8 protein-coding genes are annotated in these 22,037 nt (G+C 73.4%); 6 read left to right on the top strand and 2 right to left on the bottom strand.

Features of this window, described 5'->3' with window-relative positions:
- Window positions 1-2: 2 nt before the first annotated feature.
- The 4 genes from LJ657_RS40850 (at window position 3) to LJ657_RS40865 (ending at window position 18,661) form a co-directional block, all read left to right on the top strand.
- Complete coding sequence (locus LJ657_RS40850; protein WP_232654751.1) at window positions 3-14,216, top strand: type I polyketide synthase; 14,214 nt, start codon at window positions 3-5, stop codon at window positions 14,214-14,216.
- A 69-nt stretch (window positions 14,217-14,285) separates the two neighbouring features.
- Complete coding sequence (locus LJ657_RS40855) at window positions 14,286-16,682, top strand: SDR family oxidoreductase (RefSeq protein WP_232654752.1); 2,397 nt, start codon at window positions 14,286-14,288, stop codon at window positions 16,680-16,682.
- Window positions 16,679-17,818: an alpha/beta hydrolase gene (locus LJ657_RS40860; protein WP_232654753.1), complete on the top strand. Its 1,140-nt coding sequence runs from the start codon at window positions 16,679-16,681 to the stop codon at window positions 17,816-17,818. Before LJ657_RS40855 ends, LJ657_RS40860 begins: the two co-directional genes overlap by 4 nt.
- A 60-nt stretch (window positions 17,819-17,878) precedes the next feature.
- On the top strand, window positions 17,879-18,661 hold the full coding sequence (locus LJ657_RS40865; protein WP_232654754.1) for an alpha/beta fold hydrolase: 783 nt from the start codon (window positions 17,879-17,881) through the stop codon (window positions 18,659-18,661).
- A 5-nt stretch (window positions 18,662-18,666) separates the two neighbouring features.
- Here LJ657_RS40865 and LJ657_RS40870 read toward each other — a convergent pair whose 3' ends face one another.
- Window positions 18,667-19,200, bottom strand: a complete 534-nt coding sequence (locus tag LJ657_RS40870; RefSeq protein ID WP_232654755.1) for a DoxX family protein — start codon at window positions 19,198-19,200, stop codon at window positions 18,667-18,669.
- A gap of 167 nt (window positions 19,201-19,367) precedes the next feature.
- Here LJ657_RS40870 and LJ657_RS40875 point away from each other — a divergent pair, with 167 nt between their 5' ends.
- Window positions 19,368-19,889 carry a hypothetical protein gene (locus LJ657_RS40875; RefSeq protein WP_232654756.1) on the top strand — a complete coding sequence of 174 codons (522 nt, stop codon included), beginning with the start codon at window positions 19,368-19,370 and terminating at the stop codon, window positions 19,887-19,889.
- A gap of 33 nt (window positions 19,890-19,922) precedes the next feature.
- Here the strand turns inward: LJ657_RS40875 and LJ657_RS40880 are convergent, their stop codons facing one another.
- The gene (locus LJ657_RS40880) at window positions 19,923-20,486 is read right to left on the bottom strand and encodes a hemerythrin domain-containing protein (RefSeq protein ID WP_232654757.1); all 564 of its coding nucleotides are present in this window, start codon (window positions 20,484-20,486) and stop codon (window positions 19,923-19,925) included.
- 157 nt (window positions 20,487-20,643) lie between these two features.
- On the opposite strand from LJ657_RS40880, the gene LJ657_RS40885 reads away from it, so the two are divergent.
- A complete protein-coding gene (locus LJ657_RS40885) occupies window positions 20,644-21,840 on the top strand; it encodes an amidohydrolase (protein WP_232654758.1) in 1,197 nt (398 codons plus the stop codon).
- The last annotated feature ends 197 nt before the right edge of the window (window positions 21,841-22,037 follow it).

Here is a 22,037-nt window from a genome sequence, read left to right on the forward strand (position 1 = left end):
AGATGCCTGCGAACGAGTCCGTGAAGCAGTCCACCGAGCCGTCCCTCACCACACCGCAGAGCGTGCGAGCCTGGCTGATCTCCTCGGTCGCGGAGGCGGCCGGGCTCGACCCGCTGACCGTCGACCCGCACCGGCCGATCGCGGAATTCGGCCTGGGATCACGCCAGTTGGTGACGCTGGCAGCGCAGTTGTCCGATCGGACCGGCCGGTCGCTGAGCCCTTCGCTGGTCTTCGACCACCCGACCGTCGCGGCGCTGGCCGAGGCGGTGTCCGGTGACCCGCCCGCCGCGATCGCGACAGGGACGGCCGGCCCGGCGCGGTCCGACACGTGCGCGCGGGCCGACGACGACATCGCGATCATCTCCATGGCCTGCCGCTTCCCGGGCGGCGCCGACGACCCCGAGGCGCTGTGGCGGCTGCTGGCCTCGGGCGAGGACGTCATCACCGAAGTGCCGCCCGGCCGTTGGAACACCCAGGGACTGCACGACCCGGACCCGGAAGCCACCGGCACGGCGTACTCGCTGCGTGGCGGCTACCTCACCGGCATCGACCGTTTCGACGCGGCCTTCTTCGGGATCTCCCCGCGCGAGGCAGCGGCCATGGACCCGCAGCAGCGGCTGCTGCTGCAGACCGCCTGGGAGACCGTCGAGCGCGCCGGGATCCTGCCGGGGACGCTGAACGGCAGCTCGACCGGCGTCTACGTCGGCCTGTACGACAGCGGCTACCTCGCCTCCGCCTCGCTGGGGCAGCTCGACGGCCATGTCGGCACGGGTTCGGCTTCCAGTGTGGCCTCCGGGCGCATCGCCTACTCCCTCGGGCTGCAGGGGCCGGCGGTCACCGTCGACACGGCCTGCTCGTCCTCGCTCGTCGCCCTGCACCTGGCGGCGCGGGCGCTGGCGGCCGGCGAGTGCGACCTCGCGCTGGCGGGTGGCGCGTCGCTGCTGGTGACGCCCCGCGCGCATGTCGAGTTCAGCAGGCTGCGCGGGCTGTCGCCATCCGGGCGGTGCAGTCCGTTCTCCGCCGAGGCGGACGGCGTGGTGTGGGCCGAGGGCTGCGGCCTGGTGCTGCTCAAGCGGCTCGCCGACGCGCGCCGGGACGGCGATCGCGTCCTTGCCGTGATCAAGGGTTCAGCGATCAACCAGGACGGGCGCAGCCAGGGGCTGAGCGCGCCGAACGGCCCGGCGCAGGAGCGGGTGCTGCGTGCGGCCCTGGACGCGGCCGGGCTGCGACCCGGCGACCTGGACCACGTCGAGACCCACGGCACCGGCACCCCCCTCGGTGACCCCATCGAAGTCCGCGCGCTGGCCGCCGTGTTCGGACCGGGCCGCCCCGCGGACCGCCCCCTCGCCATCGGGTCGCTCAAATCCAACATCGGTCACGCACAGGCCGCAGCGGGCATCGGCGGCGTCATCAAGACCGTGCTGGCCCTGCGGCACGGCGTGCTTCCCGCATCGCTGCACGCCTCCGCCCCGACCGGGCACGTCGACTGGGCGGAGAGCGGCCTGCGTCTGGTCACCAGCCCCCGGGCGTGGCCCCGGGACGCGGAGCGGGTGCGGCGGGCCGGCGTGAGCGCGTTCGGCATCAGCGGGACGAACGCGCACGTGGTCCTGGAGGAGGGGCCGCAGGACCCGGGACAGCCCATCGCCGACGAGCCGACGGGGCAGACCCGATTCCCGCTCTCCGCCCGCAGCCCCGAGGCCCTTCGCGGACAGGCGGAACGTCTCCGGCATGCGCTGACCCGGCAACCGCGGCTGCCGCTGTCCGCCGTGGCGTCGACACTCACCCACCACCGCACGCACTTCGAGCACCGGGCCGTCGTCCAGGCGGACGGCCGCGACGGACTGCTCGACGCCCTGCGCGGTCTTGCGGCGGCAGAGCCGGATCCAGAGCTGACGATCGGCCCCCAACAGGCGCTCCCGGACGGGAAGTTGGCCTTCGTCTTCCCCGGCCAAGGTGCCCAGTGGACCGGCATGGCGCGTGATCTGCTCGACAGCGACCCGGTGTTCGCCGACGAACTCGACCGCTGCGACGCGGCCCTGCGCCCGTTCACCACCTGGTCGGTCGCGGCGGTTCTGCGGGGCGATGCCGCCGCCCCCGCGCTGGAGCGCGTGGATGTCGTCCAGCCGGTCCTGTTCGCCGTGATGGTGTCCCTGGCCGCCGTGTGGCGGGTGCGCGGCATACGGCCGGACGCGGTGGTCGGGCACAGCCAGGGCGAGGTCGCCGCGGCCTGCGTCGCCGGGGCGCTCAGCCTCAACGACGCCGCCGCCGTGGTCGCCCTGCGCAGCCAGGCCCTCACCGAGCTGTCCGGCACCGGCACCATGGCGGTCGTCGCCCTCCCGCACACCGACGTCGGGCCCCTTCTCGGCGAACTGGACGGCCGGATCTCGGTCGCCGCCGTGAACAGCGGCCGCTCCACGGTGATCGCCGGCGACGTCGAACCACTCGAAGCACTCCTGGCCGACCTCGATCGGAGACAGGTGTTCGCCCGCCGCCTCGACGTCGACTACGCATCCCACAGCACCCACGTGGACCCGGTCCGCGCGACGATCCTCGACGAACTCGACGGCGTCACCACGTCTCCGACGTCCGTCGCGTGGTACTCGACGGTCACCGGCGAACCGGTCACGGAAGAGCTGGACGCCGGGTACTGGTACGCCAACCTGCGCGAACCGGTCCGCTTCGGGCCGACCGTGCAGCGGATGGCGGCCGACGGCTACCGCTGCTTCGTCGAACTGAGCCCCCACCCCTCCCTGCTCACCGCCCTCACCACCGTCGGCGAGGAGTACGGCCACGACCTCGTCGCCGTCGGATCGCTGCGCCGCGACGAACCAGGACCCGCCTGCCTGGACCGGGCGGCCGCCGAGCTCCACGTCCGGGGCCGCCCCGTCGACTGGCGACGCCTCGTTCCCGCTACAACGGCCGCCGATCTTCCGACCTACGCCTGGGACGCCCAGCGACACTGGACCGAACCCGACACCGCCCCAGCCGGACCCGCCCTCTTCGACCGCGCCGACCATCCTGTACTCGGCATCCAACTGCAGTCGGCCGACGCATCCCGCTGGACCTTCCGCAACGAGTGGTCCCCGGCCACCGCCCCCTGGCTGCCGGACCACACCGTGTTCGGACAGACGGTGGTGTCGGGCACCACCTTGATGGAGCTGTGCCGCGCCGCGCTCGCTGTCGCCCGCCCGGATGCTCCGGGCGACCTGGCCGACCTGCTGCTGCTCGCGCCCGTGATCCTGCCCGCCACCGGCACGGTCGAGGTGTCCGTCGAGGTGGACACCTCGGCCCCCGTACCGGAGATCACCGTGCACAGCCGTCCGCGCGGCCGGGAGACGGCGGGCTGGACCCTGCACGCCACCGCGTCGGCAGCCGAACCGGGCCCCGAAGCGAGTGAGACCCCACCGGCGTGGCCGACCGCGGCTGAGGATGCCTGGGGCGAGGAGACGTACGACCGGCTCGCAGCGATCGGGCTTTCCTACGGCCCTGCCTTCCGCGGCGTGCGGTCGGTCGCCGTGACCGGCGACGACGAACTGCTGGCGAGGCTCGCGCTGCCACCCGTGACCGGGGACGCGGCCGATGCGTATCCGGTTCATCCGGCCCTGCTGGACGCGGCGTTGCAGGTGGCCGCCGCGTTCGACACGTCCGCCGGGCGGGCGCTGCTGCCGGTGGCCGTGGGCCGCTGCGTCCTGCCGCCGGGCGGTTCGGGCGAGCTGACCGCGGTGGTACGGCGCACCCGCGGCTCCGGAACGGACTCCGTCCTGGACGTGACGCTGTGGGACGCGGACGGCATCCCGGCGGGCCGCCTGCAAGACGTACGGCTGCGGGCCGTCGACCCGGCAGACCTGCGCGCGGGCTCGGAGCACGCCCGGCACCTGTACGAAGTGGCGTGGACGGCGCCGCCCGAGGCGCCGGTTGCAGACGGGCAGGCGGCCTGGACGGTGATCGGCGACCGTTCGGACCCGGAGGTCGCGGCGGTCGTACGCGGCCTCACGGCGGCGGGAGCCGAGCTGCGCGAGTCGGGCGCCGGCGTCGTCGTACGGCTCTGGCCGCGTCCGGCGGCGAACACCGAACCGGCCGCTGCGGCAGGCGAGTTGGCTGCCAGGGCGCTGAAGGAGGCGCAGGAGCTCATCGCGCTCGCGCCCCACGAGGTGCCCGCGCGGACCCTCTGGGTGACCCGTGGGGCGGTCGCGGCCGGTGAGTCCGACACGGTGCCGGGCCTGGCCCAGTCGGTCCTGTGGGGCCTGGCCCGCAGCACCCGCAGCGAGCACCCGGACCTCGGACTGACCCTGCTCGACCTCGACGACGGCATCGACGGGGATGATGTCGCGACCGCGACCGCGACCGCGATTGCGGCCGCTGTCGCGCACGCCGATGAACCCGAACTCGCCCTGAGGGAAGGCGAGTTGCTGGCTCCGCGACTGGTGCGCGCCCGCTCGGCTGACGCGCTGCGGATCCCCACCGGGGACTGCTACGAACTGACCGGCCTCCCGGCCGGCGTCGCCCTGCGCGCGGCGGCGCGCCCGGCGCTCGGGCCGGCCCAGGTGCGGATCGAGCTCCACGCCGTCGGCCTGCATGCCCAGCTCACCCCCTGCGCCGGTGTGCTCACCGAGGTCGGCCCGGAGGCGGAGGGCCTGGCGCGCGGCATGCGGGTCGCCGTCCTCACCGACGCCACGCCCGGTTCCGAACTGGTCGCGGACGCGCGGCTGGTCGCCGTGGTTCCGGAGAACCTGCCGTTCACGACCGCGGCCGCCGTGTCCCTCGCGCAGGCGGCCGAGGGCGAGCGGCTGGCCGAGGCCCTGCGCGCCACCGTCCACGCACCGATTCGCCCGCTGGTCTTCCCGGTCACCGCCGCACGCGAGGCGATACGCCGCCGGAAGGCGTCCGGCCGCCCCGTCGTCCTCGACCTCGTCGGCCGCCCCGCCCCCGTGCCCAGCGACGGAACGGTGCTGATCACCGGCGGCCTGGGCGCGGTGGGCCGGCAGATCGCCCGCCTGCTGGCCGAACAGGGTGTCCCCCGGCTGCTGCTGACCTCCCGGAAAGGAGCGGCCGACCCGCGGGCCGCCGAGGTCATCGCGGAGCTGGCCGCGCTCGGTGCCGACGCGGAGGTGGCCGCCTGCGACGTCTCGGACCCGACCGCCCTGGCCGGCGTCCTCGACGGCGTCGAGGACGCCTTGCCGCTCCGCGGTGTGGTGCACTGCGCCGGAGTCCTGGCCGACGGCGTGGTCGCCGAGCTGACCCCCGAACGACTCGCGCAGGTGCTGCGCCCCAAGCTCGACGGCGCCGCCCATCTGCACCGGCTGACCGCCGAGCTGCCGCTGGAGCTGTTCCTGCTGATCTCGTCGGCCGCCGGCGTCGTCGGCAACGCCGGCCAGGCCAACTACGCGGCCGCCAACGTCTACCTCGACCAACTGGCCCACCACCGCAGGGCGCTGGGCCTGCCCGCCGTCTCGATCTCCTTCGGCGCCTGGGCCGGCGAGGGCCTGGCCGCCGAACACGCCGACCTGGAACGGATGGCCCGCCTGGGCCACCGCCCTCTCACCCCCGAGCAGGGCCGCGCACTGGTGGAACTCTCCCTGCGCCGCGGCACACCGCACCTGCTCGCCTCGCACCTGGACCTGCCCCGTCTGCGCGACAACGCGGCGGCCACCGGGGCACTGTGGACCTCCCTGCTGTCCCGGCCCCGCCCCGACCGGCACGCCGGCCGCGGACTCGCGGACCGGCTGGCCCGGTTGCCGGAGAGCGAACGCGCCGACCGGCTCCTGGAGTTGGTGTGCGAAGAAGCGTCCCGCGCCCTGGGCCTGCCCTCGGCCCGGTCCGTCCGCCCCGACCAGCCGCTGCGCGACCTGGGCATGGACTCGGTGACGGCCGTCGACCTGCGCAACCGACTCGGCACCCGCCTCGGCGCCCGACTGCCCGCCACCCTGCTCTTCGACCACCCCACGCCCGCCCGCCTCGCCGATCACCTGCTCGCCACCGCGCTCGCACCGGATGGCGGCAAGCTCCGCCGGACCGCGCCGCACGCGCAGCAGCCCCGCACGACGGCATCGGCGTCCGACGAGCCCGTGGCCGTCATCTCCACGGCCTGCCGCCTGCCCGGCGCGGTCGACTCCCCGCAGGAGCTGTGGCGGCTGGTCGCGGAGGGCCGCGACGCGGTGGGCCCGTTCCCGGCCGGGCGCTGGGACGTGGAGTCGCTGTACGACCCGGACCCGGAGGCGCCGGGCAAGTCGTACGCCCGCGAAGGCGGCTTCCTCGACGACATCGACTCCTTCGACGCGGCGTTCTTCGGCATCACACCGAAGGAGGCCGCGGCCATGGACCCGCAGCAGCGGCTGCTCCTGGAGACGGCCTGGGAGTCCGTGGAACGCGCCGGGATCGTGCCCGCCGCACTGGCGGGCAGCACCACCGGCGTGTACGTCGGCATGTTCGCCGGCGACTACCTCGCCGGATCGAGCCTGGACCAGCTGGACGGCTACGTCGGCACCGGCTCGGCCCTGAGCGTGGCCTCCGGCCGGCTCGCCTACACCCTGGGGCTGAACGGCCCGGCCCTGACGGTGGACACGGCCTGCTCGTCCTCCCTGGTGGCGGTGCACCTGGCGGCGCAAGCGCTGCGCGCCGGCGAGTGCGACCTGGCCCTGGCGGGCGGGGTGACGCTCATGGTCACTCCGCAGACCTTCGTGGAGTTCAGCCGTCTGCGCGGCCTGTCCCCGACCGGCCGGTGCCGCTCCTTCTCGGATGCCGCCGACGGCGCGGTCTGGGCCGAGGGCGCCGGCATGGTCGTACTGAAGCGGCTGAGCGACGCCCGCCGCGACGGAGACGAGGTACTGGCCGTGCTGCGCGGCACCGCGGTGAACCAGGACGGCCGCAGCCAGGGACTGTCCGCGCCGAACGGCCCGGCGCAGGAACAGGTGATCCGGCGGGCCTTGGAGCTGTCCGGGCTCGGACCGGCCGACATCGACTACGTCGAGGCGCACGGTACCGGCACGACACTCGGTGACCCGATCGAGGCGAACGCCCTCGCAGAGGTCTTCGGCGCCTCGCGCCCCGCCGGCCGTCCCCTGTTCCTGGGCTCCCTCAAGTCCAACATCGGCCACGCGCAGGCGGCTTCGGGCGTCGCTGGGATGATCAAGGTGATCCAGTCGCTGCGGTACGGGATGCTTCCGCGCACCCTGCATGCCGAGACCCCCAGCCGACATGTGGACTGGGCCGACAGTGGGCTGCACGTGCTCAGGGAGCCGGTGGCCTGGCCGGCGGGCGAGCGGCTTCGGCGGGCCGGAGTGAGCGCCTTCGGCATCAGCGGAACCAACGCACACGTGATCGTGGAGGAGGCTCCGCCGGTCGACACTCCCCTCGCGAAGGACGAATCCGCGCCGGTCAAGCGGCTGTTCGTGCTGTCCGCACGCACCGAGGACGCGGTACGCGGACAGGCCGCACGGCTCGCCGAGCACGTGACCGGCGACGTGGCCCTGCCTGACGTGGCCCACACCCTGGCGCTCCACCGCAGCCACTTCGAGCGGCGAACGGCGATGGTCGCGGGCGACCGGGACGAACTGCTCGTGGAACTGACCGGGTTGACCCGTGGACGAAAGCCACTGGCGCCGCCCCGGGAGGAGCCATCGGGCAAGGTGGCCTTCGTGTTCGCCGGGCACGGCGGCCAATGGCCCGGCATGGGCGTGCAGTTGACGGCAGACTCGGACGCCTTCCGTCAGGAGCTGATCCGTGTGGACGAGGCGGTCCAACGGCACACGGGCTGGTCCGTCCTCGACGTTTTGCACGCGCCGGAGGAGATCGCCCCGCTCGGCCGGACCGAGTACCTGCAGCCGACGCTGTTCGCCGTCAACGCGGCCCTGGCCGCAGCCTGGCGCGGACTCGGCGTCGCACCGGACGCCGTGGTGGGACACAGCCTGGGCGAGATCGCCGCCGCATACAGCGCGGGCGCCCTGACGCTGGAGGACGCCGTGGCAGTGGTGTGCGGCCGCGCGCAGGCGGCCGCACCGCTGGTCGGCAAGGGCGGCATGCTCGCCCTGGAGCTCCCGCGCACGCAAGTGGAGGAACTGCTGAAGCCGTATGCGGGGCGGCTGTTCGTCGCGGCGCTCAACAGCGGCCGGTCCACGGCCGTTTCCGGCGCCGCTGACGCGCTGGGCGACCTGCTCGGTCAATGCCAGGAGCAGCAGATCTCCGCCCGACGGCTGTCCACTCCGTTCGCCTCGCACACCCCCCTGATGGCAGCGCTGCGCGACGACCTGCTCGGCCGCATCGGCACCGTCCGGGGCACAGCGACCGCGACGCCGCTGTACTCGACCGTGTCGGCAGAGCCCGTGCCGGGAGAACGGCTGGACGCCCGGTACTGGTACCGCAACCTCAGTGAGCCGGTCCGCTTCGGCGACACGATCCGGCACATGCTGGACGACGGATACCGGTACTTCGTGGAGCTCAGCCCGCATCCCTCGCTCGGCTCCTCCATCGAGGCGGTCGCCGCCGAAGCCGGAATCGACGCCGTGAGCATCGCCTCGCTCCGCCGCGAAGAAGGCGGTCTCGACGACCTGCTGTGCAGGGTGGGGGAGTTGTACACGGCCGGGCACACCCCCGACTGGCAGGCACTCTTCCCGGCCGGCCGCCGCGTCGACCTGCCCACCTACGCCTTCGCCCGCGAACGCCACTGGCGCACACCGGCATCCCCGACGGGCGGCGGCGTCTCTCCGCTGCTGGGCACCCACATCGAGGCGAGCGACGAGGCGGACCGCCACATCTTCCAGACCGAGATCGACCTGCGCGACGGCCGCTTCGCCTATCTCGCCGACCACCGCGTCACCGGCGAGGTCTGGCTGCCCGCCGCGGCCTTCCTGGACATGGCGCTCGAGGCCGCATCCGCCGTGGCGGGCGGCGGTGCACTGACACTGGGAGACGTCAGTTTCGACCAGCCGCTGCGACTCGACCCGCGGCGGCCGGTACGGCTGCAACTGGTCCTGCGGCCCGCCGAGGACGGCTCCCGTCACTTCACCATCGCCTCGGCCGCGACCTCCGCGCGCTGGGAGCGGCATGTCACCGGCCGCGTCACCCCCGTCACCGGCGACCGAGCGTCGGACGAGCGTGAATCGCCGACTGCCCTGCGCGAACAGTGCGGCCAGGAAGCCGATCTGTCCGCCGTCTACACCCGACTCGCCGCCCTCGGCATCGAGTACGGCCCCGCCTTCCGCGGCCTGGAGCAGGGCCGTTGCGGCGGCACGGCCGCGTGGGGAAGGCTTGCCCCGCGGCCGGCCGCCGGCCACCTGCTGCATCCGGCGGTCCTCGACGCCGCGTTCCACACGGCCGCCCTGCCTCACGACGCGCCCGAGGGCCGCGCCTTCGTGCCCGCCGCAGCCGCACGGCTGCACTTCACCGGACGCGGCACCACTCCCGCATGGGCGACGTGCCGTCTGCGCTCCGTGGACGGCGACCGGGTGACCCTGGACCTGCGACTGTACGACGACGGCGAGCAACTCCTCCTCGCCGTCGAGGAGTTCGAGCTCGCCGCGCTCTCCCCACTGGACGGCGCGCTGTTCGAAACCCGCTGGCAGCCGCGCCCGCCCGCCAAACAGGTCCCAGCTCATGGCAGCTGGCTGATCCTTGCCGACGAGACGGGCGTCGCCGCCGAACTCGCCGACCGCCTCGCCGCCGCTTCGGTACCCCATGTGATCGGCCGCAGGGCCGAGGCATACGACGTCCAGGGCCCCGGCCGGTACGTGCTGGACCCGGCCGATCCGCAGCACCTGAACCGCCTCTTCGACGACGCCTTTACGGACGCGGGGCCGGAGCGCATCGTGCAGCTGTCCGCGCTCGACGCCCCGGCGATCGGCGATGCGCGCACCGCCCGGGAAGCGGCGCGGCTGTGCTGTCTGAGCACCCTGCATCTGGTACGAACGCTCGCCGACCGGGTGCAGGGTGAGGCCCCCCGCCTGTTCACGGTCGTCCGGGGCAGCCAGGCCGCCGGAGACAGCACGCACGTGACCCGCCCCGCACAAGCCCTGGCCTGGGGTTTCGGCCTCGCGGTCGCCCAGGAGCACCCGGAACTGAAGACCACCCTGATCGACCTGCCGCCCACGGACGGCGTCGACGCGCTGTGGAAGCAACTGCGGCACGCCGACGACGAACGCCTCGTCGCGCTGCGCGGCACGGGCCGCATGGTGCCGCGCCTGGCCCGCACCCGCCCGGACGCCGGCGTCGAAGGCGCCACCCCGGGCGGCGTCCCCCTGATCACCGGCGGTCTCGGCGGCCTCGGCCGCGTCGTCGCCGAGCGGCTGGCACGGCGCGGCACCCGCCGGCTCGCCCTGCTGGGCCGCAGCGCGCCGAGCCCGCAAGCCGCGGCCTGGATCAAGGGCATGGAAGAGCGCGGGGTCACCGTGCACCTCGCCCGCGCCGATGTGGCCGACCGCGAAAGCCTGACGGCCGCCCTGGACACCGTACGACGGGAAGCCGGACCGATCACCACGGTCGTCCACACCGCCGGCGTCCTGGACGACGCCACGGTCGTCACACTGACCGACGAACGCGTCCTGAACGTCCTGGCCCCCAAGGTGCTGGGCACCACCCTGCTCACCGAACTCGTCCCCGAGGCCCGGAACCTCATCCTGTTCGCCTCGGCGGCCGGCCTGCTCGGCTCGGCCGGCCAGAGCCCCTACTCGGCGGCGAACGCCTTCCTCGACGCCTGGGCCCACCACCTGTCCCTTGCCGGGAGGAGGGCCCTGAGCCTGGACTGGGGCGCGTGGACGGGCGTCGGCATGGTCGCCGGCTCCGCCACCCGAGCCGCCGAAACCAGCCGGTCCGGCCTCGTCGCCTTCACCCCCGCCGAGGGCGGCGAACTGTTCGACCGTGTCCTCGCCACCGAACGCCGCCAACTCGCCCCCCTCGCCCTCGACTGGGAGCTGCTGGCCCTCGACCCGGACGCCGCACGCACGCGCCCCCTCCTGGCCGGCCTGGCCACCGTCCCGGCAGACACGGGAGACTCCGACGACCTGGTCAAGCAGGTGTTCACGGCGACGACGGACGAACAGCGGACGAAACGGCTCGAGGCATACGTACGCGCCAGGGTCGGCCAGGTCTCCGGCGGCACCGTCGACGCCTCCGCCACCACGGCCCTGAAGGAACTGGGCCTGGACTCCCTCATGCTGGTGCGGCTGCGCAACGCCTTCGCCCGCGAGCTGGGCGCCGAACTCCCGTCCGCCGCGGTCTTCTCGGCGACCGACATCCGAGGTCTCGCCCAAGCCCTGGCCACGGCCCTGCCCGAACGCAGCACCGTCGCGCGACAGACCGAAACGCCCACGGAGGTGCCGGAGAGCGCACAGTTCCCGGCAACCCGCGACGTCGTCCGCCTGCTGCGCAGCGCCCGGCCCGACATGCCGGCCGCGGCCCATGCCATCGGCCTCGCCGTACGGCTCACCACGCCGACCACCCGCGAGACGCTCACCGCCGTCGTCACCCGCCTGGCCGCCCGGCACGCGGCGCTGCGCACCGCGATCGTCACAGGCGACGAAACGGGCAGGCAACTGCGTGTGGAGCGGGAGCCCGCACAGTCGCTGCTGCGCTGGACGGCCGCCCCCGCAGCCGACGAATCCGACGCCGCCGACCGCCTGCGCCGCCTGCTCGAACCGCCGTTCGATCTCACGCAGCCCCCGCTGTGGCGGTTCGAGCTCCTCGACGGCGGCGAACGCGGCCAGATCCTGCTGTACGGCGCCCACCACGCGGTGAGCGACCTCCAGTCCCTGCTGCTGGTCGCCGCCGAGCTCGACACGGAACTGTCCGGCACCACCCTCCCGGGCACCGTCACCAACCGTGACGTGGGCCTCCTGATCGAGGCCCAGCAGCCGGCGGACGGCCCCGGAAGCGGTGCGGACGGGTGGCGCGAGGCATTCCAGGGCAGTGAGCGCCTGGACCTGACGCTCACTCATCCCCGTCCGGCCGCACGCTCGTACCGTGCCGGCAGCGTGAGCGTGGCGATCCCCGACGGCCTCATGGAACGGGTGTCGGCGGCCGCGAGCGGCCTCGCCGTCACACCCGCCGCGTTCTGCCTGGGCACCCTGACGGTACTGCTGGCCAGGCTGCGAGAGCGGGATCGCTTCGTCCTCGCCGTACCGGTCGACACCCGTATCCACGCCGACGCGTACGAGGCGGTGGGCTTCTTCGGCGTACCGGTGCCCTTCCCGGCCGAGGCGAGGGCGCAGGAGCGGATCGAGGACGTGCTGCGCCGCACCGACAGCCGGCTGGAGAAGGTCCTCACGAAGGGTGCGATGTTCTCGGACGTCCTGCCGGTGCTGGCCAGGCAGAGTCTGTACCGGTCCGACGCGCCGCTGGTGGAGGTGTACTTCAACTACGTCCGTGCCGCGGGCAGCCTCACCGGACTCGACGTGCTGCCGGCGGGGACGGGCTACTCCGACCTCGACCTCATGATCACCGTGACGCCGGAGGCGGGCCGCATCCGGCTCGACCACAACCTCGACATCATCGACACGGCCGCGGCCACCGGGCTGGGGGAGGAGTTGGTGCGGCTGCTCGCGCAGACGGCGGAGGACGCCACGCGAACGGTAGCGGTAGCCGCGACGGCTGCCGTCGAACGGCCGGTGCCCGGCGCGGAGGCCACTGCGGCAGCCGACCCGCGCCCCGCGCTCGCCCTCGCCGCCACCTTCGCCCTCGGCCACCTGCCCGCGATGTGCGAGGCAGCCCTCGACGACGGGATGCCGGACGGCTCCGCGACGACCATCGCGGAAGCCCCGTACCACCATGTGCTGGCCGGCCTGCGGGATCCTTCCGGCGTGTTCGCCGACCCGGCCACGGCAGTGGGCGTGGTGCTGCTGCGGGCGGCAGACCTGGAGCGGTTCGGACCGGTGGACGACACGCTGCTCGCCGAGCTGCGCACCGCTTACCCTGCGACCCTGCGCGCCCTGGCCGAGCGCACCCGCCGGCCGCTGGTCGTCGGCTTCCTGCCCGCAGCACGCACCCCGGACCGTCTGCGCCGCTGGGAGCACGAACTCGCCGCGGAGCTCGCCGAGTTGCCCGCCACCGCGGTGCTGGGCCCCGACGACTGGACCGGTCGGCACCCCGTCGAGGAACGCTTCGACGAGCGCACCGAGCGCCTGGCCCATCTCCCCTTCACCCCTCATTTCCAGGCGGCCGTCGCCCTGCGCCTCGCGGAAGTCGTGCGGGCCGTGCGCCGTCCCGCGCCGAAGGTGATCGCGGTCGACGGCGACGAGACGCTGTGGGGCGGGGTGGCCGGGGAGACCGGCCCTGACGCGGTGGACCTGACCGGCCCCCGGGCTCTGCTGGCACGCAGGCTGCTCGAATGGCGTGCGGCCGGCGCGCTGCTGGTGCTGGTCAGCAACAACGACGAGGACACGGTGCGAGCGGTCCTGGACCGTCCGGACAGCCGACTGAAGCCGGAACACTTCAGCGTGCTCTCCGCGGGCTGGGGCCCCAAGCCGGACCGCCTCGCCGAAGCGGCGCGCACGCTCAACCTCGGCCTCGACACCTTCCTGTTCCTCGACGACAACCCCGCCGAGACAGCCAAGGTCCGCTTGGCACTGCCGCAGGTGCTCTCGGTCACCTGCCCGCCGACACCCGGACTCGAGGCTTTCCTCGGGCGGTTGTGGCCGCTGGTGCCTCCCGCCGCCACATCCGAGGACGCGCTGCGCGCCCACTTCTACGCACAGGAACGGGAGCGCGACACCGCCCGCGAACGGGCGGGCTTCGAGGAGTTCCTGGCCGGGCTGCGACTGGAGGTCGACATCAAGCCTCTGACCCCCGCGGACGTCCCCCGGGCGGAGCAACTGGTGCGCCGCACCAACCAGTTCACCCTCCACCCGCGCTCCGACGACGGTCTCGACGTCGCCCGCTGGCGCGCGCACGGCGAAGTGTGGAGGGCCGCGGCCCGGGACCGCTTCGGCGACTACGGCCAGATCGCCCTCCTTGCCCTGCGCGCGGACGGCGACCGACTGGACGTACCCGCCTGGCTGATGAGCTGCCGCGCACTCGGCCGGGGCGTCGAGGAACGCCTGTTGGGGTGGCTCGCCGACCGTGCGGAGGAGCTGGGCTGCACCAAGGTCCGGCTGACCGCGCGACGCACCGACCGCAACGTACCGGCCCGTCGGCTGCTGGCTGCCCTGGGCGGGGGAGAGCAGGACGACGAGCGGCTGGAGTGCGTGGTCACGCCCGAACACCTGCGGGCGTTCCGCTCCTGGCAGCAGTGACCAGGGGCGAAGCAGTGAGCAAGAGGAACGGGACCGCGGAGATGGCTGCGGACATGCTGAAGGGCACTCATGCGTGAGATGAACGAGGACACCTCGGTGGACGCCGGCCGGCGGGCGACGGCGGAGTCGATAGAGTGCGGCGGAGGCGGACTCAGCGTCAGCGACCTGCTGGCGAAGGTCATGCCGGCTTCCGTGCCTGCGCCCTCCGCCGCAGCCGCGGACGGGCCGCCCGACACGGACCTGCCCGCGCCGGCGCCCCCGTCCCCGGACATCGACGCGCTGGCCGCCGTCATCGCCGCGGCGGCCGGCCGCCATCTGCCCGAGGGACACCTGTCGCCGGACACCGACTTCTTCGACGCGGGCGGCAGTTCCGTGAACGCGGTGGAACTCGTGGCGGAGCTGGAGGAGGAACTGGGCATCGAGGTCGATCTGGACGAGGTGTTCGCCGACGCCCGCCCGAGCAGCCTCGCCCGCAGGTGGGCACGTATCCCCGGAATCAGGGCCGTAACGACGACGGCGACCGCAGTCGGACGACCGGCGGCCCGGACGCCCACCGCGCTGCCCGTCCCATCCCCTGGCACGCCACCGCGCCCCGCCGCACGGTTCCCCGAGCGCGCGCACGCGCCGCACACCACCGCCCGCCGCGAAGACCTCGACCAGATCCTGGCCGACCTCGCCCTGGCCGACCACCTCCCCTTCGTCGCCGCTCCCGAGGCCCTGCCGCCCCGCCGGATCCTCCTCACCGGCGCGACCGGCTTCCTGGGCAGCCATATGCTCCTGGACCTGTTGCGCCACAGCGACGCCCAGGTGTACTGCCTGGTCCGCGCCGCCGACGAGGAAGCGGCCGAGATCCGGCTCGGGGAGGCCCTGCGCGGCTACCGGCTGCCCTGGTCGTCGGAGGTCCGCCGCCGCATCACCGTGCTGCCGGGCGACATCCGCAGCCCCCGACTGGGCCTCAGTGAGGAACTGTGGAACCGGCTCGCCCACGAACTGGACGGCATCGTCGGTGTGGCCGCGGCCGTGGACTTCCTGCGCGGCTACCAGTCACTGCGCGCGAGCAACGTCCTGGGCACCCTCGCCCTGGCCGAACTGGCGGCGGCCGGCCGGCCCAAACCCCTGCACCACATCTCCTCCATCGCCGTCTTCAACGAGGTCGGCATCACCTCCATGGGCGAGGACGACCCCTTGGCCCACGCCGACCGCCTCATCGCGGGCTACGACCAGACCAAGTGGGCCGCGGAGGTCGCCCTGCGCCGCGCCCGCGACCACGGCCTGATCGTCACCGCCCTGCGCCCGGGTGGCATCGGCGGCCACACCAGAACCGGCGCCTACAACCCCCAGGACCTCTCCAGCGGGCTGGTCTCGGCCTTCGGCCGCTTCCGCACCGTTCCCGCCTTCCGCCACCTCAACGTCGCCCCGGTGGACTGGGTCAGCCGGGTCGCGGTCGGCATCGTCTGCGAACCCGACGCCTGGGGTTACGACTACAACCTCACCGGCGTACCCAACACGCTCGACGACGTCGTACAGGACATGGCCCTGGGCGGCATGCACGTGTGCGTCAAGGACTGGGACGACTGGCGCACCGACACGCTGGCCTGCCTGCAGGCCGAACCGATACCCGAACTGGCCTTCCTGTCCCGGGTGTTGCAGAGCCCCACAGCGCTGAAGCTGTGCGAGGCGACACTCAAGGGACCGGCGGCCACCGGTGAACGCACCGCCCACCTCGTCGAGGCCCTCGGCCTGCCGCCGGCCACCCGCTACGACGCCCGCGCACAGCTCAAGACGTTCGAGCGGCTGGCGGGCGACGGCCTGGCGCGGCTGCCGCACAAGGACGACCAGCCCTACCTTTGGTTCACCGAGACCACCGAGGGCCACGTGGGCCCCGTCAAAGGCACCGCCGACACGCCCTGCTCGACGACCCTCACCCTCTCCATCGCGAGCATGCACCAGCTGGTCACCGAACGCCGCATCGACGTACGCGGGCAACTCGCCTGCCCTGCCGCACACCCCGGCCCCCTCACCGTGGAGCGCGGCGACGTGTGGATCCGCCCCGAGGAGGGCATCCCCGAACGCCACGGACTGACCCACCAACTGCTGCGCTACCGGCTGCTGTTGCGCGACACGGACGGCGGGACCTGGTGGCTGGAGGGCCGCAAGCACGCGCGCGCCCGACGCGACGTCTGGCGCCAGACCCGCGCCCTGAGCGTCGAGATCGGACGTGAGGGCGAACCCGCCTCCCTGACCGGCGAGTTGGTCGTTCCCGCGGACAGTTACGTACGCGACCAGATCGACGGCATCAAAGTCGACCCCCGTCTCACCGGCCGGGAGCAGCGCGCCGCCAAGCTGACCTGGCTCGCCTGGTTCGGCCTCCAGATGGGCCGCGGCCTGCTCGGCCCCTTCACCCGGGCCGCCGCGGACCTCCTCGACCTGCGCCGCACCCAGAACCCCACGGAGCACAGCCGATGATCTTCAAGGCGACGAAACCCGCCCCCCGGCCGGCCCTCCGCAAGGTCAGAACCACCACGACCCTGCGCCCCCTCCACCACCGCCTCGACCCGCATACCGTCGAGGAGATCCCCTTCCAGGCGCCGGACGGCGTCCGCCTCGGTCTGACCCGCATCGACACCGGCGAGCCCGACCGCCCCGCCGTGCTTCTGCTGCACGGACACACGGCCTCCGCCGACATGTTCCTGCTGCCCGAGATCCGCAACCTCGTCGACGTCCTGCTCGACGACGGCTACGAGCCGTGGCTGCTGGACTGGCGCGGCAGCTGCCGACTCCCGTACAACGCCACCGGCCAGAAATACACCTACGACGACGTCGCCCTGTACGACATCCCCGCAGCCGTCTCCCACATCCGGGCCCGCATCGGCGAGGACCGCCCGCTGTTCGCCGTGGCCCACTGCATCGGCGCCCTCACCCTGTCGCTGAGCATGACGGCCGGCCTGGTCCCGGGCCTGGCGGGCGTGGTCGCGCAGGGCGTGTTCCTGACGCCGAAACTCGGCGGCCGCACCTCGCTGCGGATGTCCCTGGCCGGAGAACTGCTGAAGTCCCGCCTCGACCACATCCCCGTCGATTTCCGCACCGTGGGCCTGCGGTCCAAGTACACGCCCCTGTTCGCACTGGCCTCCCGCAGGGCGAGCTGCCCGGACCCCACCTGCCAGATCCTGCACCACTCGGCGTGGGGCACCGGCGCCTCGCTCTTCGTCCACGAGCACCTGACCGAGACCACCCACAACCGGCTGGCCGAACTCCTCGGCCCCGCCCCCCTGTGGATCCTGCCCCACCTGCGCCGCATCGAACTGGCCCGCACCGTGGTCCGCTGGCACGACACCGACCACCGCTACGCGGCCCTGCCCCCCAACGCCCTGGACGCGGCCGGCAGCATCGACGCCCCGCTCCTGCTCCTGGCAGGCAGCGACAACGGCCTCTGGCTGGACTCCCAGCAGCTCTGCGCCGACGTCCTCGCCCGCCGCCACCCGCACCTGGACGTGACCTGCACCGAGATCCCCGGCTACGGCCACCTGGACACCTTCCTCGGCCGGGGCGCCGCCCTCGACGTCTTCGGGCACATCCTCGACTTCCTCGCCCGACGGCGGTGACGAGGGCCCCGACGACCGCTAGCGTACTCGCCAGTAACCGGACCGTATCCAGGAGGCACCATGCCGCAGCTCGAAGTCGCCGGCGCAGCCCTGACCTACGACGACGAGGGCCCCCGCGACGGCGACGGCGTGCCCCTGGTGTTCATCCACGGCTGGACGGCCAACCGCCACCGCTGGGACCACCAGATGACGCACTTCGCCCAGCAGCGCCGGGTGATCCGCCTCGATCTGCGCGGCCACGGCGAGAGCAGCGGCGCGGGGGTGCGCACCGTCGCGGAACTGGCCACCGACGTGCTCGCCCTCCTCGACCACCTGGAGGTCGAAAGGGCAGTCCTCGTGGGCCACTCGATGGGCGGCATGATCGCGCAGACCATCACCCTCGACCACCCCGAGCGCGTCGAGCGTCTGGTGCTGGTCGACTCCATCGCCCGCATGACCTACAGCCGCGGCCGGGGCCTGCTCATGGCAGCCTCGACACTCGTCCCCTACAAGCTGTTCGTCGCCACCAACATCCAGCGCGCCTTCGCCCCCGGCCACCCCCGCGACGAGGTCCGCGCCTGCATCAAGGCCTCCGCCGCCACCCCGCGCGAGGTCGTCATGACGCTCTACGGCGCCATGCGCGCCTTCGACGTCCTGGACCGCGTCGGCGAGATCCGCATACCCACCCTCCTGATCCACGGCTACCACGACATCCAGCTGCCGCTGCGGCAGATGCTGCGCATGGCCAAGGCCTGTCCGGACGCCGAGGTCCGCATCATCGACGCCGGCCACGAACTGCCGGTGGAGAAGCCGGCCGAACTGACCGCGGCCCTCGACCGGTTCCTGATCCCCGCCCGCGGGTGAGGTGATCAGCGGGCCAGCCTGGCCCTGGCAGAGCCGACCGCCGCTGCGGGCCGCGCCGTGGCCCGCACGGACCGCCGTACCAGATGGGCCTCGCGCCGCAGGTCATGGGCGGCGTGACGGCCACGCCACGCCAGCGAGGGGGCGCCCGCGGTGTCGTCGGCGGCGATCAGCAGACCGCCGAGCATCGACAGGTTCTTCAGGAAGTGGATGCGCTGCTGGGCGCGCTCCTCGGGGTCCTCCGCCTCCCAGAAACGATGACCCGCGAGCGTCGTCGGCACCAGCGTGGCCGAGATGGCCAGCGCGGCGGGCCGGGGAAGACGGCCGCTGCCCAGCAGCAGACCCGCCACCACCTGCACGGCCCCGTTGATCCGTACGACGTGCTCGGTGCGGTCCGGCAGGGCGTCGACCCGCTCGGTGACCGGCTGGACGACGGGCTCGGCCACCGGCGCCACCTCCTCGGGAGCGCGCAGTGTGTTCAGACCACCGGACACGAACATGGAGGCGAGCATGGGGCGGCCGACCAGACGCAGAAGACTCATGACCCTCTCCCAGGGGTGGGTGCGTGCAGAGACCCCCCGGGTTCCCGCGCCGCTGTGGTCGATGCCACGTCACCGGACCGGATGCGGGCATGTCCCTTCCGCCGCCCCGCGGGCTACCGTCTTTCACAAGCCCCAGATCTCTCCCACGCAGTACGGACGGCCCCGCAGTGCTCGCAGACCTCTCCCCGCTCATCGCGGCGACCTCCCAGTGGCTGACCTGCGCCTACCCCTCCGGCGGCGGTGCACTGGCCTCGGCCCTGTGCGAGGTGCAGGCCCGCCAGGCGGTGACGGTCGCGGCATGGCTGCGCTACCCCACCCCGGTGGACGCCGCCTTGGTCGGCATGGCGGGCCCCGGAGGATCCGCCCGGCTCGACTGGATCGCCGGCGCGGACGACGCCACCGACCACGACACGGACGCCCATGCCTGGCGCACCTGGGTCGACGAGGTGGTGGCCAGCTGGGCGGCCTGTCTGCTGAGCGACCCGGAACTGGCCGGCCGCGCGGTGGCCGCCGTCGCCGAGGGCAGCCACGGCGCAGCAACGCCCGTCACGTTCCGGCGCCTGGTCGCGCCCGACGAGAACGACCGGCGCGCGGCGGCCCTGCTGCGCCACCCCGACCTGCTCGCCCCGGTGACCGCGCTCCACCAGGACCAGCTGATGAACCTGCTCCAGCCTGCACAGCCGGTGTGAGAGCCACCCCCCTGGGGGTGCCGGGCGACCCCGTCAGGCGTGCTTGCCCCGCCCGCTCAGCACGTCCCGCACCCGGTCGACCAGTCCGGCCCCCGGCGCCAGCAGCTTGTTGGCCGGAGGGGTGTCCGGTGCTGAGGGGTGCGGCCGGGTCGGCGCCAGTTTCTTCGCCTGGCGGACCTTGTCCCCCAGCTTGTCGAGTGTCTCCGCCGTGCATGCCGTGCGCAGCTGGGGGAAGAGGTTCTCCTCCTCGTCGGCGATGTGCGCGCGGACCTCGCTCATCAGCCTCCCGACGAGACGGTCGAACTCGGCGTCGCCCGCCTCGCAGCTCTCCAGGTCCTTCATGATCTGCTCGGCCCCGGCGTGGTCCTCGATCTCCCTGTCCGCCATGGTATTCCCGTTGACCAGGTGCTCCCGCACCGCCGGATAGAGGTACTCCTCCTCGGCCACCGAGTGCCGGACGAGCTCCATCGTGGCCTGGTCGGCGTACACCTTGCGCACCTTGTCACCGGACGGCAGTGCCTCGATCCGGCCGAAGAGCTCCTCGACCTCCCGGTGATCGGTCATCAGCTCGTCGATGACGTTTCCACCGTGTCCCATGCCTGTTCGCCTCCAGCCAAGAAGCGGCGGCTCCCCGTCCGGATCCGCCGGGGATCCCGAGTTCCCCGGCGCCCGGCGGGTTAACGGTGTGGGAGGCCGTCTTGTTGGAACTCGCACAGGAAACACAGACGTACCTGGCAGACCTCGGGAGGCCGGAGTGGCAGACGCGGTGGACGAGGCGCTCGGACGGGTGGCCGGGGAGGTGGCCCTCCGTGCGGAGCGGCTGTGGGAGATCGCCCTGGCCCTGCACGCCGACCCCGAGTACGCCTTCGAGGAACACCGGGCGGCGAGGCTGTTGAGCGGTGAGCTCGAACGCGAGGGGTTCACCCTGGAGCGAGACCTCGCCGGACTGCCCACCGCCTTCGCCGCGCGAGCGGGAACCGTCCGTCGGCCGGCGGTGGCCTTCCTCCTGGAGTACGACGCCCTGCCCGGGCTGGGGCACGCCTGCGGCCACAACCTGATCGCCGCGGCCGGCCTGGGCGCCGCCCTCGCGGCACGGGCCGTCCTGGGGGACGGCGCAGGGGCCGTATGGGCCGTGGGCACGCCCGCGGAGGAGGGCGGCGGCGGCAAGGTCGCCGAGACCGAGGCGGGTGTCTTCGACGACGTCGACGCCGCGCTGATGTTCCACCCCGGGGTCCACAGCTGGCAGTGGGCGCCCCTGACCGCTCAGACGCAGTACCGCATCGGCTTCCACGGCCGCGCGGCGCACCCCACCGGCAACCCCACCGAGGGCATCGACGCCCTCGCGGCCCTCATCCAGCTGTTCAACTCCCTCGCCGCCATCGGGCGGCGCCTCCCGGAGGGGTCGCATGTCCAGGGAATCGTCACCGACGGCGGCCTGGCGACGAACATCGTCCCCGAGTACGCGGAAGGCCTCTTCGGCCTGCGTGCCGCCACGACCACCGCTCTGGAGGACCTGGCGGGGGAGGTGCTGACCTGCGCACAGGGCGTGGCCCGCGCCATGGGCACGACAGTCACCTTCGGGCGGGCCACACCACGCTACGAGCACTTCCGCGACAGCGGTGCCTTGTCAGCACGGTTCGCCCATCATCTGGCCCGCACGGGCATCGGCATCACGCCGCGGGCGCCCGGCGTGTACCTGGGCTCGTCGGACATCGGCAACGTCAGCGGACGCGTGCCCGCCATCCACCCGTTCGTCGCGATCACGGAGCCGGACGGCTCCGACCACACCCCCGAGTTCGCCACCGCGGCAGCTTCCGACCGCGCCCGTCGCGCGATGCTCGCGGCGACCGAGGCGCTGGCCTGCACGGCCGTGGAACTGCTGCTGTCGGCAGAACTGCGCGAGCAGGCGTGGCGCGAGCACGGGAGCAGAGCCGCGGTCGCGGCCCGGTGATGACGCCCGTCTGCCATGACGCCGTGCTCGTTCCCCATGCGTCTTCCCGCAAGGCCGCGCCTGCTCCAGGCCCGCCTGCCGCAGCCACCGAACGAGCCGGTCGCACGCGTGGCGGCCCGCCCTGCGCGCCGCAGCTCTGGACGCCCCTGACGCAGGCGCCGCGACGGGCGCTCGATGTGCGCAACTGACACGGCATC

Source organism: Streptomyces guryensis, from assembly GCF_021261325.1.
GTDB lineage: Bacteria > Actinomycetota > Actinomycetes > Streptomycetales > Streptomycetaceae > Streptomyces > Streptomyces guryensis.

What these genes read in the sequence shown, in the direction of transcription:
- LJ657_RS40860 (WP_232654753.1), top strand. Translation starts at nt 16,679, where the DNA reads ATGATCTTCAAGGCGACGAAACCCGCCCCCCGGCCGGCCCTCCGCAAG.
- LJ657_RS40880 (WP_232654757.1), bottom strand. Translation starts at nt 20,486, where the DNA reads ATGGGACACGGTGGAAACGTCATCGACGAGCTGATGACCGATCACCGG.
- LJ657_RS40855 (WP_232654752.1), top strand. Translation starts at nt 14,286, where the DNA reads ATGCGTGAGATGAACGAGGACACCTCGGTGGACGCCGGCCGGCGGGCG.
- LJ657_RS40850 (WP_232654751.1), top strand. Translation starts at nt 3, where the DNA reads ATGCCTGCGAACGAGTCCGTGAAGCAGTCCACCGAGCCGTCCCTCACC.
- LJ657_RS40865 (WP_232654754.1), top strand. Translation starts at nt 17,879, where the DNA reads ATGCCGCAGCTCGAAGTCGCCGGCGCAGCCCTGACCTACGACGACGAG.
- LJ657_RS40870 (WP_232654755.1), bottom strand. Translation starts at nt 19,200, where the DNA reads ATGAGTCTTCTGCGTCTGGTCGGCCGCCCCATGCTCGCCTCCATGTTC.